We start from the raw sequence: 16,640 nt of genomic DNA on the forward strand, positions 1-16,640 counted from the left end.
TCCTCCTTGAGATTGTTTCGCTTCTGCTGTGACGCACCCTACCAACCCGCAGCCCTGTTCCAGGGGCGTTCTGCCAGGTGGCGCGGAAACGTGCGGTGAGCGGACGGGACGCGGCGACGAACGACGGATCAGATGGTCGTCCCGGCCGGACCAACGCAGAGAAGGCCTCCGTCCGAACAATTCGGGCGGAGGCCTTGGCTCGTGGGGAAAGCGTAAAACTGCTCCTTAGGCGTGCGAGTAGGTAAGGCAGTCAGCGTTGTCAGCACCGGGGCCGACATGCACCTCGGCCGCCTTGCACATCAGGTGGTCGTTGTGGACGCATTCGGAGCGCTGGCAGGCTCCGACGTCGGCAAGGACTTTCGGCAGTCCGCCGTGCATACCGGTGTCGATGAAGGTGGCGCAGTGCGCGTGGTTTTCCGCGCCGCCAACCGTGATGGCGGCAGCATTGCAGTTGGTGTGATCGTTAAAGGAACAGTTCGTTACGCTGCAGTCGGCCACGTGGGTTGTCATGAGCTTCCTCCAAGTTCCACCGCCCGGCCGGGCGGCTCCTGCACCCCACGGTAAACCTGTCCTCCGCGTTCAAAAAGACCCAATTGTGTTGCCTATTTCCCCTGTGCCTGCTGGATCATCCTTGCCTCGCACAGATCAAGCCAACGGACCTCCGCCTCAGTCTGGAAAATCAGGGAGTCCAGGACCAAAAGCCACGCCGTATCAACGGCCCGCTGGTTTGAAGCCGTGTCCCGGCGGGCTTTGGTGTAGTCCTGCAGGGCGCGGACGGAGGCCATCCGCTGGCCCTGGATAATGCCCTGGACGTCGACGCCGGGCACGGTGACGGCGAGTGCCAGCTTGATGGCCAGCTCATTGCGCGGCGGGTTGTTCCGCTCCACCGGCGCCGCGAACCACTCCCGGATCTTCGCCCTGCCGGCCGCCGTGATGCTGTACACCACGTGGCCGTTCCCGTCGTCGCCGTCCCGGGCCACCAGGGCGTCGCGTTCCAGCCTGTCCAGGGTGGTGTACACCTGTCCGATATTCAGCGGCCAGGTAGCGCCGGTGCGCGCCTCAAACTCGGCCCGCAGCTGGTAGCCGTAGCGGGGCTGGTCCTGCAGCAGGGCGAGGAGGCTATGGCGGATGGACATGCTGTTCCTTGTGCTCGGCGGGCAACGGTCTGCGGGCGGAGCGGTTACATGACCAAGAGGATCTTGCCGACGTGGTCGCCGGTGTCGAAGTACCGGTGGGCAGCGCGCACCTGGTCGAGCGGGAATGTCTTTGCCACCAGCGGCCGGACCCTTCCGTCGCTGACCATCGGCCATACGGCGTCGCGGACGGCGGACATAATGGCGCCTTTCTCCTCCACGGGCCGCGGGCGCAGGGCTGTGGCCACCACAGCAGCCCGCTTTTGAAGCAGCTGCCCCAGATCGAGCTCACCCTTGGTGCCGCCCTGCAGTCCGATCACCACCAGGCGTCCATAGTCAGCGAGCGCGTCCACGTTCTGCTTGAGGTATTTGGCGCCGACAACGTCGAGGATGACGTCCGCGCCCTTGCCTCCGTTTTGGCGGCGAAGGCTCTCGGGAAAATCTTCCTCTGCGTAGTTGATCGCTATGTCCGCACCCAGGAAGGCCTTCGCCGTGCTCACTTTTTCATCAGACCCGGCAGTGGTGGCAACCCTGGCGCCGAGCGCCTTGGCCAGCTGGATGGCCATGGTGCCGATCCCGCCTGTGGCCCCATGGATCAGGACGGTCTCCCCCTCCTGCAGCTGGGCGGTCATGACCAGGTTGGAGTAGACGGTGGCGGCAACTTCGGGAAGCGCTGCCGCGGTGACCAGGTCGACGCCGTCGGGCACCCGGAGGACCTGCTCGGCGGGGACAGCCACCTGTTGGGCATAGCCGCCCCCGGCCAGCAGCGCCACCACTTTGTCACCGAGGGAAAACGCCCTCGTGACGCCGGGGCCGAACCCCGCGATCCGGCCGGATACCTCAAGCCCCGGAATGTCCGAGGCTCCTGGCGGCGGCGGGTAGAAACCCCTGCGCTGCTGCACGTCCGCCCGGTTGAGGCCGGCCGCCACGACGTCGATCAGCACCTCTCCGGTACCGGGTACCGGGGCCTCAACCTCGCGGACCTCCAACACTTCCGGGCCGCCCGGCTCTGAAATGTAGACGGCTTTCATGGAACACTCCCGTTTCTGACTGAATACTGCGTGCAACCAGTGTGCACCGGACACCTTCCGGACTCTGTTTTGTTGCAGGCAAGTGCCTATGAAACACTACTTGTTGAGGAAGGTTGTCCGAGCGGCCGAAGGAGCTAGTCTTGAAAACTAGTGTGCGGTAACCCCGTACCAAGAGTTCGAATCTCTTACCTTCCGCGAAATAGGACCCCTGTCCGCCAGCATGCTGGCGGACAGGGGTCCTTCGTTTAAGCCGCGGCAGGCCGCAGCCGGTCCGGAATGGCAGCCGCGAGGGAAACCAGTGCCCCCGGGTAAATTGTTCTGACAAATTTGTCCAGCACCCTTCCACCAAAGCTACTGGCCGGTATCCTTTGTGATAGTCGGCACACTGGGGTAGATGCCGGCCACCACATTCCGCCAACAGCATCACCGGAACCGGGGCTACTGGGGCTCCCGGCCGGGAGGTGGCCCGTTCCGCTGGGGAGCGTCCCGCCGAATGCACGCGCTATCAACCCTGCGTTCATTCAGCGCTGTTGTGATGTGCCGGATACCACTTGACCAGGAGCAGGATCCGGGCCCCTGTCCGTCGGTACAACCCGGACACCTTCCATCGGGTCCCCCACCGGGACACCCTTATGAAAGTACGAGCGGATGCATCACACACCTTGGAAACTAGCGCTGGGTACAGCGTTGTCGGCGGGGCTTCTGGCTCCCCTGGCAGCATTTCCCGCAGTTGCGGACAATAAAGCCGCAGAGGTCTCAGCCGCGGCAGGAACCTCCCCCGTTGTGATCAACGAGGCCTACCTCAGCGGCGGCAGCACGGGCGCCGCCTACAAGAACCGGTTCCTGGAGCTTTACAACTCCTCGGACGCCCCGGTGTCGCTTGACGGCTGGTCAGTCCAGTACCGTTCCGCAGCCGGAACGGCAGCCCCTACCTCCGTGGCACCCCTTTCCGGCACCATCGCGGCAAAGGGGCATTACCTGATCCAGGGTGCCAGCAACGGAACCAACGGCGCCGACCTCCCCACGCCGGACCTCGTAGCAGGAAGCCTGAATTTCAGCGGCACCTCCGGCACCATCGTGCTCGCAAAGCAGCCCACCGCCGTCGCGCTGTCCACCGGCTCCCAGGTGGAGCCCGCGGGCGTGGCGGACCTGCTGGGCTACGGCTCCTCCAACACCTTCGAAACTGCAGTAGCTGCGGGCGTGGCGGGTGCGGGCGACGTGAGGAGCCTGAACCGCAGCGGGGGCGCGGACAGCAACAGCAACGCGGCGGACTTCAGCCTCAGCACAACCATCAGCCCAACCCCGGGCGGCAGCACCGCCCCGGATCCGGGCCCCGCGCCGTCAGTCCGGTCCATCGCCGAGATTCAGGGCACGGGCGCGCAAAGCCCCCTCACCGGATCAACAGTGACCACCGCCGGTAGGGTCACAGCGGTCTTCCCCACCGGCGGCCTCAACGGCTACTACCTGCAGACACCGGGAACCGGCGGCGACCTGACGGCAACGAACCACACCGCCTCGGACGGAATCTTCGTCTACTCCCCCGCCACCGTGGCATCGGTCCAGGCCGGAGACCACGTGCAGGTGACCGGTGCCGTAGCGGAGTACTACGGGATGACGCAGCTGAACGTCACCGCAGCGGCCGGACTGACCAAGCTGGCCGACGCCGCGCCCGAGGTCAAGGCCACGCCGTTCACGCTGCCCGCAGGCGAAACCTTCCGCGAATCCCTGGAAGGAATGCTCCTGGCACCCCAGGGCCCGCTGACTGTCACGGACAACTACACCCTGAACCAGTACGGCGAGATCGGCCTCGCCGGCGGAACGACGCCGCTGGTCCAGCCGACCGCCGTCGCCCCCTACGGCTCAGCCGAATACACCGCAACGGTGGCGGACAACGCCGCCCGCGGGATCAAGCTGGACGACGGCTCCAGCACCAACTTCCTTCGCGACGCCGCGGCCAAAGCCCAGGTCCTTCCCTACCTGACCACGGCTGACCCGGTACGGGTGGGCTCGCCCGCCACCTTCAGCACCAACGTGGTGCTCGGCTACGGAAACAACGCCTGGAAGCTCCAGCCGCTGACCCACCTGACGGAAGGCAACAAGGGCACCGTCCAGCCGGCGTCGTTCGGGGCCACGCGCACCGACGCTCCTGCCGCAGTAGGAGGCAACCTCAAGATCGCCTCCTTCAACGTGCTCAACTACTTCCCCACCACAGGTGACCAGCTCACGGGCTGCACCTACTACGAGGACCGGGCCGGGAACCCGATCACGGTCCGCGGCGGCTGCGACGCCCGCGGCGCCGCCAACGCCGAGAACTTCGAACGGCAGCAGGACAAGATTGTCTCGGCCATCTCCAAGGCCGGCGCCGATGTTGTCTCACTGATGGAGATCGAAAACTCAGCACAGTTCGGCAAGGACCGGGACGACGCCCTGGCCAAGCTGGTGGACGCCCTGAACATCGAAACGCCGGGCATCTGGGATTACGTCAGGTCCCCTGCCAACGCGCCGCCGCTGAGCGACGAGGACATGATCCGCACCGCGTTCATCTACAAAAAGGCAGCTGCAGAGCCTGTGGGTGAGTCCATCATCCACAACGACACCGTGGCGTTCTCCAACGCCCGCAAGCCGCTGGCCCAGGTTTTCAAGCCCGTGGGTGGCGGTGCGGGCACAGAGTTCATTGCCATCGCAAACCACTTCAAATCCAAAGGCTCGGCGGCCACCCCCGAGGACACGGACCAGGGGCAGGGCGCATCAAACCTCGCACGCACGGCCCAGGCGAAGTCCCTTCTCGAGTTCACCAAGTCCCTGCAGCAGTCAAAGGGCACGGACAAGGTGTTCCTGATCGGCGACTTCAACGCCTACGCCAAGGAAGACCCCATCAACGTCTTCACGGCAGAGGGCTACGTCAACCAGGACGAGAAAGCCCGCAACGCCGACGGCACCGCCAAGCACTCCTACCTCTTCGGCGGCATGGTGGGCTCGCTGGACCACATCCTGGCCTCACCTGCCGCCAATGCGGTGGTCACTGGCGCTGACATCTGGAACATCAACTCGGTTGAGTCTGTAGCCCTGGAATACAGCCGCTACAACAACAACGTCACCAACTACTACGCACCGGACCAGTTCCGCGCCAGCGACCACGATCCCGTGGTGGTCGGCCTGGACCTGCAGTCCGCTCCCGCCACCGTTGACCTGAACTTCCTGGGCATCAACGACTTCCACGGCAGGATCGACACCAACACGGTCCTGTTCGCAGGCACCATCGAGAAACTACGTGCGGCGGCCGCACCCAGTTCCACCGCCTTCCTCTCAGCCGGAGACAACATCGGCGCGTCGCTGTTTGCCTCCGCGGTTGCCAAGGACCAGCCCACCATCGATGTGCTGAACGCCTTGGAGCTTCGGGCCTCGGCCGTCGGCAACCACGAGTTCGACGGCGGCTGGGCGGACCTGCAGGACCGCGTCATCGCCGGCGGCACCAACGCCAGGTTCCCCTACCTGGGTGCGAACGTGTACAAGAAGGGCACCACCGAGCCGGCCCTGCCAGAGTTCACCGTTTTGGACATGAACGGCATCAAGGTGGCCGTCATCGGCACGGTCACGCAGGAAGTTCCTTCCCTGGTGACCCCCGCCGGGATTGCCGACCTTGAGTTTGGTGATCCCGTGGACGCCATCAACCGGGCGGCCGCACGGATCACCGCGGAGAACCTGGCCGACGTCATCATCGTGGAAAACCACGACGGCGCCGGTTCGGGAACGGTGGAAGGCTCCACCCTGGAGGAGGAAGTGGCAGCCGGCGGCCCGTTCGCGAAGCTGGTCACCGAAACGTCCCCGGACGTTGACGCCATCTTCACCGGGCACACCCACAAGGAGTACGCCTGGGACGCACCGGTTCCCGGCGCGGAGGGCAAGACCCGGCCGATTGTCCAGACAGGCAACTACGGCGAGAACGTGGGCCAGGTCCAGCTCACCGTGGACACCGCCACCAAGCAGGTTACCGCGTACAAGGCCGGAAATGTGAAGCGCACCACAGATCCTGCCGCAGACCTGGTTACCGCCTACCCGCGTGTGGCCGCCGTCGACGCGATCGTGAAGAGGGCACTCGCGGATGCCGCCGTCGTCGGCAACCAGCCTGTTGGTGCCGTCACGGCGGACATCACCACAGCATTCACCACGGACGCCGCCGGAGTGGCAAAACGTGATGACCGCAGCAGCGAATCCACGCTGGGCAACCTGGTGGCGGACTCGCTGCTCAACTCGTTGCAGCCCGCCGAACTGGGCGGCGCCGAAATCGGTGTGGTCAATGCCGGCGGCTTGCGGAACGAGCTGTACTTCGCCCCGGACGGCACCATTACCTACGCCGAAGCCAATGCGGTGCTTCCGTTCGTCAACAACCTGTGGACCACGTCCCTGACCGGTGCACAGTTCAAGACGCTGCTGGAGCAGCAATGGCAGACCAACGCGGACGGCACGGTTCCCAGCCGCGCCTACATCCAGCTGGGCCTGTCCAAGAACGTGAACTACACGTACGACGCCGCCCGGCCGGCCGGTGACCGCATCACCTCCGTCCGTGTGAACGGGGCTGCGCTTGATCCGGCCAGGTCCTACCGGGTGGGCACATTCAGCTTCCTGGCAACCGGGGGCGACAACTTCCGCGTTTTCACCGAAGGTGCCAACACCAAGGACTCGGGGCTGGTCGACCGTGACGCGTGGATCGGCTACCTGCAGGACAGCAGCCCGGTCTCGCCCGATTTCGCCCGGCGATCGGTGGCCGTGACGAACACCACCGCCAGTGAGGTCAAGCCCGGCGAACCGGTCAGCCTCTCGGTCTCCAAGCTGGACCTGACCTCCCTGGGCAGCCCGGTCAACAAGACCCTCTCGGCAGTGTTTACGGACACCGCCGGTGTTGTGACCGAGCTAGGGTCCGTGCCCGTCACGGCCGGTTCCGCAACAGTGAACCTGGCCGTCCCCTCAAGTGCCGCTGCCGGGCCGGGAACACTGGTCCTCACCGCTGCGGAATCGGGTACCAAGGTCACGGTAGAGGTCAAAGTGGCAGCCACCGAGCCTGCTGGACCGGTTTGCACCAAACCGGTCAAGCCTTCACGGCCTGCGGACCTGGCCGGCCAGCTGAATTACGGCCAGGCCATGGCCGCCTACCGGGCCTGCCTGCGCGGCTGACGCCCCCGCCTCGAAGTGTGAAAGGTCCAAAAAACCACTGACGCTCTCTCACTTAAGGCGCCATTTCCCCAGATGCTCTCTCACGTGTGAGAGAGCATCTGGGCTTTAAGCACATCAAGTGAGAGAGCGTCCGGGGCAGCTACAGTCCGAGGATGGCCCGGGCGATCTCGTCGGCGTCCCGGAGCGTCCGCTGGCCGCTCCGGTAGGCAGGCTGTCCGGGCTGCACGGCTTCAGCGGCGATGGCTGTTCCCCACTGCGAGGACGAGAGCTGCAGGCCCAGCACGTAAAGGTTCCCGGTCACCGACCCGTTGGCCGCCACCGGCCGGTAGGGGTGGGGCACAACATCCAGGCCCGTGGACTGAACGGGTGCGCCCTCCGCCGTCATCATCAGCCGGGGCCTGGCGAGCCCGTCCGCGAGCAGCTGTTCAAGCACGGGTGAATCAGTCGCGGACACCCTGTTGCCGGGGGCGAGCGCCTCCACCATGGTCTTTGCCGTCATGGGCGGCCCGTCCACCCAGGGGGACGTGGCAGTGAACATGGCGTTCCTGCGGTCGACGCCGAATTTGGGGTCGGGCCCTACGAAACTGACAATTCCGGCGGTTGCGAGCGCAGCGAGCTGCTCCGAGCGGAGCGCCGGCGGCCCGCTGGCCAGCCCTTCCACAAAGGACTCGAACCAGCCACGCAGTCCGGCGACCCATGATTCGTCGGTGATGCCGCCGTCGGCCACTGCTGTTTTCAGGACAGCCCGGCCGCGGTGCAGGGCGCCGATGGCCATCTTCACCGGATCATCCTCGCCCAGGGCTGAGCGGCGGGCATCGTCGAGCAGGTATTCGACGACGGCGGCGTCCAGCTGGGCGCGGGACGCGAAGGAGCGCCCGGCCAGCGGGGCTGCCAGCCCGGGCAGGTCCAGCCGGTGGCGCGGGCCCACATGCACGGCCAGGACGCTCTCAACACTGTCCTCCCACCTGGCAGCGCTGTGGGCATGCGGGTGCAGCGCCTCTTCAAGCGCAGCGAGGAAAGCAGCGGCATCAGGGACCGCCCCAAGCTGCGAGCGCACCAGGGTTGAGTAGTACGCCCAGAGCGTGTCGCGGTGCAGCAGCGGCCAGAGGTCGTGGTCGAAACCCGGCCGGATCCCGGCGGCGCGGAAGCGCTCCAGGGCAGCTTCGGTGAGATACCTAAGGGTGACCGACGACGGGTAGTAGCCGGCGAGCGCCGCTTTGGCCCGGTAGGGGGTCCCGCGCCGTGAGGCGGCAATGATCAGCGGCTCCTGGCCGGATGGTTCGTATGTCAGCTTCCCGCCGTTGCTGACGAACTTCCCCCCGCGGCCCTCGGTGAGCTGTCCCATGGCATCGAAAAAGTTCAGGCCCATGCCGCGGACCAGCACGGGCTCACCGGCGGGAATGGCGGTCCAGTCGACGTCGGCCGGCACAGCCGGCGGCAGGTACCGCAGGCCGAGCTGCACAGCCGCGCCCTGCAGCTCCCGCTGCTCCGGGTTGAGCCGCGACGGGACGTGCCCCAGGGCAAGCACCACGGCGTTGGTGTGGAGCGTGGCGCCACTTGCCAGGCCGACGTCGTACATTCCGTCCGCTGCCGGACGCACCGACTCCGCGGACGTTTCGTGAAATTCGATGGTGACGCCGTCGGGTGCCTGTTCCGTCAGCTCGTCCAGTGTGCAGCGGAGGTAGCGGCCGTAGAGGGCCCGGCTGGGGAAGTCGCTGGATTCGAGGACGGCCAGTTCAGCCCGCTCATCGGCGGTGAGGGACGGCGACGGGTGTGCCTGCTGCCGCACCCGCCACTGGTCGAAAGTGGTCCCGGCGATGGGCGCGGCCAGGGCAGGGTCCTGAGGCACCAGCGTGGGGTAGAAGGACTGCGTGTTCATCAGGTACAGCCGTGACTGCTGCGGCTGCCACACGTGCCCGGGCCCTGCCGGGTAAGGATCGATGACGTCGATGTGGAGCCGCGCCGGCTCGGTGCCGGTTTCGGCGAGCGCGGCGGTGTTGGCGAGCAAACGTTCCAGAACGCTGGTGCCCCGGGGACCCGAACCGATGATGGCGGTCCGGATGCTCTGCGTTTTTTCCACGGCATCCAGCGTACGGGCTGAACGCGTGACTTGCCCGCCGGCAGCTAAGTTGTTTGGATGGCCCAATGACCACCACTGCAGCTGATTCAGCGTCCGTCCCCGGTTCCGGCCAGGCCACCTCCGGCGCTGCGCCCGAGCCCGTCGACGAGAATGTCTGGCTGGAGGAGATCTACGGCGAAGAGCAGCTTGCCTGGGTCAAGGAGCAAAACTCCCGCACCGAAGATTTGCTGGAGGACGCGGATTACGCCTACCTGGAAGGAAGCATCCTGGAGGTGCTGGACTCCACGGACCGGATCGCCATGGTGGGCAAGCGCGGGGACTGGTACTACAACTTCTGGAAGGACCGCCACAACCCCAAGGGCCTGTGGCGGCGCACTACCTGGGAGAGCTACTGCACGGATTCCCCCGAGTGGGACGTGCTGCTCGACGTCGATGAGCTGGCTGCAGCGGAGGGCCAGGAGTGGGTGTTCCACGGCGCAACCTTCCTCCGTCCCAATGCCGGCGAGCCTTACCGGCTGGCCCTGCTGGCGCTCTCTCCCGACGGCGGCGATGCGAACCGGTACCGGGAGTTCGACGTGGAGAGCCGGACGTTCGTGGACCCGGCCCAGGGCGGTTTTGACCTGCCGACGGCGAAGGGCAACGTTTCGTGGCTGGACGCGGACACGCTGCTGGTAGCCTCCACCGCGGAGGGGCTGCCGAAGACCGCTTCTTCCTACGCCCGGACGGCGGTCACGCTGAAGCGCGGCGCCCCGCTGGCGGGTGCGCCCCTGCTGTTTGAGGTCCCCGAGCAGCACATGATGGCAGTGGTGGCGCACGACTCCACTCCCGGATACGAACGGACCTTCGCCGTTGACTACATCGACTTCTTCAACCGGAAGAACCTGGTGCTGCGGGACGGAGAGTGGGTGCAGATCGACGTGCCCACCGACGTAAACGTCAGCGCGCACCGGGAATGGCTCCTGTTCCGGCCGCAGCAGGACTGGGTGGTTGACGGAAACACCTATCCGGCCGGCTCACTGCTTGCCTGCGGGTTCGAGGACTACCTGGCCGGCGCACGGGGCCTGGCGGTGCTGTTTACCCCGGACGCCCGCACGTCACTGCAGTCCTGGAGCTGGACCCGGAACTTCCTGCTGCTCAACCTCCTAAAGGATGTTTCGTCCGAAATCCGGGTCCTTGATCCTTCCCGCCCCGCGGACGGGGCGGGAGGCGCCTGGGCCTCCACCCTTCTTGATGCCTGCCCGCCGCTGCATGACGTGAACGCCTATGCGGTGGACGATGAGGACGAGGCAGCGTCCGACGGCGGCGCGGGTGACGACTTCTGGCTCGTCGCCACCGGGTTCACCACTCCCACCACGCTGATGCGGGGCACCCTGAAACGGACCACTGACGGGACAAACGACGTGGTGAGCCGGCACGCCGAGGTGAAGGCATCGCCGTCGTTCTTTGCTGACGGCGACTATGAAGTGCAGCAGCATTTCGCCGTATCCGATGACGGAACCCGAGTCCCCTACTTCCAGGTGGCCCCACGGAACCTGCCGCTGGACGGGCAGAATCCCACGCAGCTTTCCGGTTACGGCGGGTTCGAGGTGTCCCGCACGCCGGCCTACAGCGGCACAGTAGGCAGGGCATGGCTGGAGCGCCGGACCTCGATGCCGGCCGGCGCCGACGGAGATGCTCCCCATTCCCGCGGCGGGGTCTACGTGGTGGCGAACATCCGCGGCGGAGGCGAGTACGGGCCGGCCTGGCACCGCGCGGCGCTGCAGGAGAACCGGCACAAGGCCTACCAGGACTTCGCCGCCGTTGCCCGGGACCTCATGTCCCGCGGCGTCACCTCCCGCGAACGGCTGGGCTGCGTGGGCGGATCCAACGGCGGGCTGCTGGTGGGCAACATGCTCACCCGGTACCCGGAGCTGTTCGGTGCCGTGTCCTGCGGTGTGCCGCTGCTGGACATGCGCCGCTACACGAGGCTGTCCGCCGGCCACTCCTGGATTGCCGAGTACGGCGATCCGGACGTCCCGGAGCAGTGGGAATACATCAGGACCTTCTCCCCCTACCACCTGCTCAAGGATGGAGTGGAATACCCGGAAACGTTCATCTGGACCGCATCCTCCGATGACCGGGTTGGTCCCGTCCAGGCCCGCAAGATGGCCGCGCGGATGCTGGCCATGGGCATTCCAAACGTCTGGTTCCACGAAGCTTTGGAGGGAGGGCACGCCGGGGCGTCAGACAACCGGCAGGCAGCCGCCCTCCAGGCACGGAGCCAGCACTTCCTGTGGAAAGCCCTGGCAGGCGGTGTGGGGTAGCGGTGGGCCTGGACCTGCGGCGGGCGGAGCCTGCTGACGTTGAACGGCTGGCGGAGATCCACGTCCGCTGCTGGCAGGAGACCTACCGCGGGATGCTGTCCGACGCGTTTCTCGCCTCCCGGGTCCCGGCCGACCGGCTGCCTCTCTGGCGGCACCTGCTGGAGTCGGCCGAACCGGCCGTTGTGTGGGTGGCGTGCGACGGCGGCACCCTGGTTGGATTTGCGGGCGTCCGCCGCGTGCCTGCCGGGGATGCAACGCATGCTGCCCCGCCGCCGTCGGCCGGAGACCTGGAACTTTGGGGACTGTACCTGCTGGCCTCACACCAGGGGCTGGGCCTGGGACGCCGCCTCCTCGAAGCCGCCCTGGGCATCAGCGCGGCGAGCCTGTGGGTGGCAGCGGACAACGGGCAGGCCATTGGCTTCTACCGGCACTTCGGCTTCGAACCCGACGGGGCGGCGGACACGATCCCGGACTGGGAACACCTCCGCGAAATCAGGATGGTCCGCGGCGGGCAGGCCCGGCAGTAAGGCAGGCAGGACGCCGGCGGCGGGGAACCGCTAAGCCCTGTGAGCAGTGCCGGTGGCCCGTTTTGCACTGCATGGCCCGTTCTGCGTATCCTTGGTGGGCTAGGAATAGCAATTGGAGACGTGCCAGAGCGGCCGAATGGGCTTCACTGCTAATGAAGTGTGGGGCACAACTCCACCGGGGGTTCAAATCCCCCCGTCTCCGCGTTTTGGCCCCGGTCCTGGACCGGGGCCTTCTTGCGTTCCCGGGCTTTTTGTTCCCGGGCTTTTTGTTTCCGGGCTCTTGCGTTCCGGGGATTTCCCTCCTGGTTCGTCCGGGGTACGGACACCGGGCGCCCTGCATGTTCTGCCGGTGGCAGGATGAACGGATGGCAGCAAGCAACACCGCGGATGGGACGCCCGGGGCCGCGCAGGCATGGAGTCCGCGCCTGGCCCTCCTGGTGGCCGCCACCTTCTTTATGGAGTTCCTCGACGGCACCGTCCTGACCACGGCTATCCCCAATATCGCTGCCGACTTCCGGGTGCCGGCCCCGGACGTCAACATCACCATGACGGCCTACCTGCTCACCGTTGCCATGGGCATTCCGCTCAGTGGCTGGCTTGCAGAACGGTTCGGCGCCCGCCGGGTCTTTTGCCTTGCCATCGCTATCTTCACGGCCGCGTCACTCGCGTGTTCGCTCAGCCAGGACCTCACCGCGCTTACCCTTAGCAGGATCGCCCAGGGGTTCGGCGGCGCGATGATGGTTCCCGTCGGAACCCTCGTGGTCCTTCGCGGGACGCCCAAGGCCGACCTGCTGCGCGCCACAGCGTTCCTGGTATGGCCCGGGCTGCTTGCACCCGGCCTGGCTCCACTGGTTGGCGGTGCGCTGACTACGTACCTGTCCTGGCACTGGATTTTCCTGATCAACCTTCCCCTGGGTGCGGCCGCCTTCCTGGCTGCACTGCGGCTGGTGCCTGCAGAAGCGGGCGACGGCGGGCGGCGGCTGGATTGGCCGGGGCTGGCCCTCACCACTCTCGGCGTGGGGGCACTGGTGGTGGGCCTGGAACTGGCCAGCACCCACCCGGACACTCCCTGGGCTGCCCTGAGTGCCGGATCCGGTGCGGTTGCCCTGGCCAGTGCGGTGCTCTGGATGCGCCGGGCCCGCACGCCGCTTTTTGACCTTGGGGTGTTCAGCGCCCGCACGTTCCGGGCAATGGCCACCGGCGGGTTCGCCTACCGGCTGACCATCAGCTCCGTCCCGTTCCTGCTCCCGTTGATGTTCCAGGCCGGGTTCGGCTGGTCCCCGCTGCATGCCGGCGCCATGGTGGCTGCGGTCTTCATCGGCAACATCGGCATCAAACCGGCTACAACACCCCTGATCCGGCGCTTTGGCTTCAAGGCGATGCTCGTGTTTGCCTCATTGGCCTCCGCAGCCACCTTCGCCCTCTGTGCCTTGCTGACCGCGGACACTCCCGAGCCGCTGACCTTCGCACTGCTGGTCTGCAGCGGGGCTTTCCGCTCCATCGGTTTCTCTGCCTACGCCTCCGTCCAGTATGCGGACATCGCCCCTGCGCAGCTCACCTCGGCCAACGTAGTATCAGCAACCCTGGTCCAGCTCGCCGCTGCTGCCGGCATCGCCGTGGGTGCCCTGCTCATCCGGCTGTTCGATGGGCTCGGCAGCTTTCCCGACGCCGCCGGCCCCTTCCGCGGGGCATTCCTCGCCATGGCGGTGCTGATGCTGGCGAGCACCGCGGACAGCCTGTTCCTGCCCCGGCATGCCGGGGCGGAGGTCAGCCAGCGCAAAACCCAGCCGGCCTGAAGCAGCCATGAGCCGGGGTGTTTATTCGGTTTTGCCGTCCGCATGCTTGAAGCCGGCGCTTGAGGTCGGGCGGCTTAGTCTCAGGGCTTGAGGCCCGGCTTAAGGTCGCGCCCCTGAGCTTAGGCGGCCTGGCGCTATCCACCCTGTCCCCAGCCAGCCCCGTCAGCCGAGCCCCGTCAGCCGAGCTCCCGTCAGCCGGCCTGCGCCAGGACCAGGGGAAGGACAGCTCCCGCACCGGCTTGGCGAAGGGCCCGGCCAGCAACCGTGAGCGTCCACCTGCTGTCCACGATGTCGTCTATCAGCATCACGCTGCCGCCCTGCAGGGAGCCCAGTGCCTCCCCAAGTTCGGGCCCCACCACGAGGCGGTCCCACACACCAGCGAGGCGGTAGGCGCTATTGCCGCCCCGGCCTCCGGTGGGCCCCCCATGGGCCAGCTGCAGCTCGCCCAGGTACGGGATGCGCCCAATCTCGGAAATGCCCTTGGCAAGGGAACCCACCAGCTCCGGCTTGCCGCGCGAGGGGACGCTGACGATGGCGGCAGGGCGCCCCACACCGCTCCAGCCGGGGTTGCGCGAGTCTCCGGCGCCCCACTCGCGCAGGACCTGGACGCACGCCTGCAGCATGCCTGGATCAACCGCCCGGTCCGCCGCGCCGGCCGCGAACAGCTCGCGCAGTGCGCCGCCCCAGCCAAGATCGGTCAGCCTCGCCAGGACGCGTCCCTCGGCCAGCCCTTCGCCCGGTTTAAGCTTTCCCTTCACGGGAACTCCCAGACGGTCCATTCCGCTGGGCCATTGCAGCCGCGCCTCCAGCGGCCCGCCTGCCCTGCTGAGGGTCTGGCTGGCCGCGGCCGTGGCTTGTTCAGCAATATCTGCCCGGAACCACTGCCCGGCGCAGTTGTCGCACCGGCCACAGGCGTGCGCGGTCTCGTCGTCCAGGACCGAGGTGATGTATTCCATCCGGCACCCGGCCGTGTCCTGGTAAATCACCATGGAGTCCTGCTCGTCCACGCGGGCCTCGGAAATGCGCTGGTACCGCTCGGCATCATAAATCCAGGACTGGCCGGTGGACCGCCAGCCACCGCCCACACGTTCCACCGCACCGTCCACCGAAAGGACTTTCAGCAGCAGTTCCAGCGGAGTGCGGCGAAGGTCAACCCGTGCTTCCAGGGCAACTGTGGAAAGTGCAGTGCCGGCTTCTGCCAGGGCGGTAAGGACGGCCGCGGCCTTCTCTTCAGAGGGCATGGAGGCTGTGGCGAAGTACTGCCAGATGTCGCGGTCCTCCGGGCCGGGAAGCAGCAGGACATCGGCGTTGGCTGCCCCACGGCCTGCCCGCCCCACCTGCTGGTAGTACGCAACAGGGGAGGATGGCGCGCCCAGGTGGACCACAAAACCCAGATCAGGTTTATCGAACCCCATGCCCAGTGCCGAGGTGGCCACCAGGGCCTTTACCTGGTTGTCCTTGAGGAGCTGTTCTGCCCGCTCCCTGTCGGCGGGGTCGGTGCGGCCCGTATAGGCAAGCACTTCGTGGCCGGCCTCGGCCAGCAGCCGGGCAGTGTCCTCTGCTGCGGACACCGTCAGCGTGTAGATGATCCCGCTGCCTGGAAGGTCAGCCAGGTGGGTAAGCAGCCAGCCCAGGCGTTGCTTGGCGTCGGGAAGGGACAGCACGCCCAGCCTCAATGAATCCCGGCCAAGTGCACCGCGAATGGTCAGGACGCCGGCCCCCAGTTGCTCTTCGATGTCGTGCACAACCCGTGAGTTGGCCGTGGCGGTGGTGGCGAGCACCGGGACCGTGTCCGGCAATTGGGTGATCAGGTCCGCAATCCTGCGGTAGTCCGGGCGGAAGTCGTGGCCCCAGTCGGAAATGCAGTGGGCCTCGTCAATCACCAGCAGGCCGGTCCGGCGGATCAGCTCCGGCAGTTGGTTTTCACGGAAGGAAGGGTTGGTCAACCGTTCCGGAGACACCAGCAGGACGTCCACCTGGTCAGCGGCCAGCTGTTCGCGGACGCTGTCCCACTCCAACTGGTTGGCGGAGTTAATGGCCACTGCGCGCACCCCGGCACGGGCGGCGGCAGCCACCTGGTCCCGCATCAGGGCCAGGAGCGGCGAAACGATGAGGGTTGGGCCAGCGCCCCTGCGGCGTAACAGCAGGGAAGCCACGAAATATACTGCCGATTTTCCCCAGCCGGTGCGCTGGACAACCAAGGCCCGCCGGCCGCCGTCGACCAATGCCTCGATTGCTTCAAACTGGCCCTCGTGGAAGCCGGCCGCCGGGTTGCCGACCAGTTCGCGAAGGACCTCGAGGGCCTGCGCGTGCGTGGCCGTGGAGGGAGGCACCTCAGTAGTTGCAGGGTCAGAGACGGCGGTTTCAGAAAGTGCTGGTTCAGAAAGTGCTGGTTCAGAAAATGCGGTTTCAGAAAGAGCGGTGGCGTGCTGGTTATCGACCATTGATTCAGTATCCCAGCCACGTCCGACACCCGGGAACGCGCTGCGGCCGTTATGTGGATTTCGACGTCGGCAGGCCATCAGCCTCAGGCTCTGCGGATGTGTTTATCCACAAACATAGCCCTCCCTCAATTGCCGAGCTCCGGCTTCACCGTAA

The 16,640-nt window shown here is 66.5% G+C and carries 9 protein-coding genes and 2 tRNA genes; 6 read left to right on the forward strand and 5 right to left on the reverse strand.

The features are described from left to right. Positions 1-225: 225 nt before the first annotated feature. From WHH00_RS15230 to WHH00_RS15240, 3 genes are all read right to left on the reverse strand, one after another. Positions 226-510, reverse strand: a complete 285-nt coding sequence (locus tag WHH00_RS15230; protein WP_066273802.1) for a DUF1540 domain-containing protein — start codon at positions 508-510, stop codon at positions 226-228. Positions 511-602: 92 nt separating this feature from the next. Next, positions 603-1,136, reverse strand: a complete 534-nt coding sequence (locus tag WHH00_RS15235; protein ID WP_406634061.1) for a PadR family transcriptional regulator — start codon at positions 1,134-1,136, stop codon at positions 603-605. Between the two features lie 44 nt (positions 1,137-1,180). Then, positions 1,181-2,164, reverse strand: a complete 984-nt coding sequence (locus WHH00_RS15240) for an NAD(P)H-quinone oxidoreductase (protein WP_406634063.1) — start codon at positions 2,162-2,164, stop codon at positions 1,181-1,183. Positions 2,165-2,271: 107 nt separating this feature from the next. Here WHH00_RS15240 and WHH00_RS15245 point away from each other — a divergent pair. Next, positions 2,272-2,359 (forward strand) — tRNA-Ser (locus WHH00_RS15245). A 453-nt stretch (positions 2,360-2,812) separates the two neighbouring features. Then, positions 2,813-7,336 carry an ExeM/NucH family extracellular endonuclease gene (locus WHH00_RS15250; protein ID WP_406634065.1) on the forward strand — a complete coding sequence of 1,508 codons (4,524 nt, stop codon included), beginning with the start codon at positions 2,813-2,815 and terminating at the stop codon, positions 7,334-7,336. A 139-nt stretch (positions 7,337-7,475) separates the two neighbouring features. Here the strand turns inward: WHH00_RS15250 and WHH00_RS15255 are convergent, their stop codons facing one another. Next, entirely contained in the window at positions 7,476-9,416 is a 1,941-nt protein-coding gene (locus WHH00_RS15255; protein ID WP_406634067.1) for an FAD/NAD(P)-binding protein, read from the reverse strand. Positions 9,417-9,481: 65 nt separating this feature from the next. On the opposite strand from WHH00_RS15255, the gene WHH00_RS15260 reads away from it, so the two are divergent. The 4 genes from WHH00_RS15260 to WHH00_RS15275 all read left to right on the forward strand — a co-directional run bounded on the left by WHH00_RS15260 (position 9,482) and on the right by WHH00_RS15275 (position 14,042). Then, positions 9,482-11,719, forward strand: coding sequence for a prolyl oligopeptidase family protein (locus WHH00_RS15260; RefSeq protein ID WP_406634069.1), 2,238 nt, complete (start codon positions 9,482-9,484; stop codon positions 11,717-11,719). Between the two features lie 2 nt (positions 11,720-11,721). Beyond that, the gene (locus WHH00_RS15265; RefSeq protein ID WP_406634071.1) at positions 11,722-12,246 is read left to right on the forward strand and encodes an N-acetyltransferase family protein; all 525 of its coding nucleotides are present in this window, start codon (positions 11,722-11,724) and stop codon (positions 12,244-12,246) included. 114 nt (positions 12,247-12,360) lie between these two features. Then, positions 12,361-12,448: transfer RNA gene (locus tag WHH00_RS15270), tRNA-Ser, on the forward strand. A gap of 163 nt (positions 12,449-12,611) precedes the next feature. Then, a complete protein-coding gene (locus WHH00_RS15275) occupies positions 12,612-14,042 on the forward strand; it encodes an MFS transporter (RefSeq protein WP_406634073.1) in 1,431 nt (476 codons plus the stop codon). A 191-nt stretch (positions 14,043-14,233) separates the two neighbouring features. On the opposite strand, the gene WHH00_RS15280 is transcribed toward WHH00_RS15275, so the two are convergent. Beyond that, positions 14,234-16,486: a RecQ family ATP-dependent DNA helicase gene (locus WHH00_RS15280; protein WP_406634075.1), complete on the reverse strand. Its 2,253-nt coding sequence runs from the start codon at positions 16,484-16,486 to the stop codon at positions 14,234-14,236. Between the last annotated feature and the right edge of the window lie 154 nt (positions 16,487-16,640).

The sequence above is a fragment of the Pseudarthrobacter quantipunctorum genome (assembly GCF_045291495.1).
In the GTDB taxonomy this organism is placed as follows: Bacteria; Actinomycetota; Actinomycetes; order Actinomycetales; family Micrococcaceae; genus Arthrobacter; species Arthrobacter quantipunctorum.

Coding starts and splice junctions, on each gene's coding strand:
- WHH00_RS15280 (WP_406634075.1), bottom strand. CDS start 16,486: ATGGTCGATAACCAGCACGCCACCGCTCTTTCTGAAACCGCATTTTCT.
- WHH00_RS15260 (WP_406634069.1), top strand. CDS start 9,482: ATGACCACCACTGCAGCTGATTCAGCGTCCGTCCCCGGTTCCGGCCAG.
- WHH00_RS15235 (WP_406634061.1), bottom strand. CDS start 1,136: ATGTCCATCCGCCATAGCCTCCTCGCCCTGCTGCAGGACCAGCCCCGC.
- WHH00_RS15250 (WP_406634065.1), top strand. CDS start 2,813: ATGCATCACACACCTTGGAAACTAGCGCTGGGTACAGCGTTGTCGGCG.
- WHH00_RS15230 (WP_066273802.1), bottom strand. CDS start 510: ATGACAACCCACGTGGCCGACTGCAGCGTAACGAACTGTTCCTTTAAC.
- WHH00_RS15240 (WP_406634063.1), bottom strand. CDS start 2,164: ATGAAAGCCGTCTACATTTCAGAGCCGGGCGGCCCGGAAGTGTTGGAG.
- WHH00_RS15275 (WP_406634073.1), top strand. CDS start 12,612: ATGGCAGCAAGCAACACCGCGGATGGGACGCCCGGGGCCGCGCAGGCA.